This is a genomic window from Mycolicibacterium xanthum, from assembly GCF_019710635.1.
Taxonomy (GTDB): domain Bacteria; phylum Actinomycetota; class Actinomycetes; order Mycobacteriales; family Mycobacteriaceae; genus Mycobacterium; species Mycobacterium xanthum.
The window spans coordinates 1-1,173 of record NZ_JAIFZS010000138.1; the positions used below are offsets into that span (position 1 = coordinate 1).

Consider the following 1,173-nt stretch of genomic DNA (forward strand, 5'->3'; position numbering starts at 1 on the left):
CCCCTGCGGATCGGCCGCAGTGAGATCATCAGCGGTGGCCGACCCGTCGCAGGTCCCGTCGTCAACCGACAGCCTGTGGCCGCAGCCACTCCGATGACAATCGTGCTCCGCAGGTCCGGGTGGCGCAAGACCTCGAACGACGCCTCTCGACGCGCGGGGCGATCACGTATAGCAACGAGAACTGGGCGCCGCTGCACCAACCGAATGGATTCCATCACCCGACCCCGACACCGGACAACACCGGGTCAAGGGCTACCACCACCCCGAACGCTACCTACTCCCCGACGACGAGGACGACCATCCGTAGGCTGAGCCGATGGCCGATCCTGTGCTGGTCCACATCGAAGACCGTGTCGCCGTGCTGACCGTCAACGATCCCGAGCGACGCAACGCCGTCACCGCGGAGATCTCTGCCGCTCTGCGTGCTGCGGTTTCGGATGCCGAAGCCAATACCGACGTCCACGCGGTCATCGTCACCGGCGCGGGCAAGGCGTTCTGCGCGGGCGCAGACCTGAGTGCGCTGGGCGCCGCCACCAAGGACGGCTTGCTCGCGATCTACGACGGCTTCCTGGCCGTCGCGAGCTGCACACTGCCCACCATCGCCGCGGTCAACGGAGCGGCCGTCGGAGCCGGACTGAACCTGGCACTCGCCGCCGACGTCCGGATCGCCGGACCGGCGGCGTTGTTCGACCCCCGCTTCCAGAAGCTCGGGATTCATCCCGGCGGCGGTGCCACCTGGATGCTGCAGCGGGCGGTCGGCCCGCAGGTCGCCCGCGCGGCACTGCTGTTCGGCATGCGCTTCGACGCCGAGGCCGCGGTTCGCTACGGCCTGGCACTCGACGTCGCCGACGACCCGGTCGCCGCCGCGCGCGAACTCGCGGCGGGACCTGCGGGGGCGCCGCGCGACGTCGTGGTCGCCACCAAGGCATCGATGCGGGCAACCGCGAGTCCGGGCGCTGTCGACACCGACCACCACCGCATCGCCGTCGACACCGAACTCGGGCCGCAGGCCACCTCGATCCTGTCCCCCGCGTTCGCCGAGCGGTTGGCTGCGGCCAAGCGCCGGTGACTTAGACCCGACTCGGGCCAAGTTAGTGCGCACCGAGGCTGCCGATCCTGGCCAGGATTTCGGCGATGTCGGTGGGTAGGGGGTCGGCGGCGGTCAGGGTCTGT

At 69.9% G+C, this 1,173-nt stretch carries 1 protein-coding gene; it reads left to right on the top strand.

Going from position 1 to position 1,173, the window contains the following annotated elements; translation table 11 throughout:
- The first annotated feature begins 316 nt into the window (after positions 1–316).
- Positions 317–1,069 carry an enoyl-CoA hydratase gene (locus JDV09_RS26410; RefSeq protein WP_221372084.1) on the top strand — a complete coding sequence of 251 codons (753 nt, stop codon included), beginning with the start codon at positions 317–319 and terminating at the stop codon, positions 1,067–1,069.
- Positions 1,070–1,173: the final 104 nt, after the last annotated feature.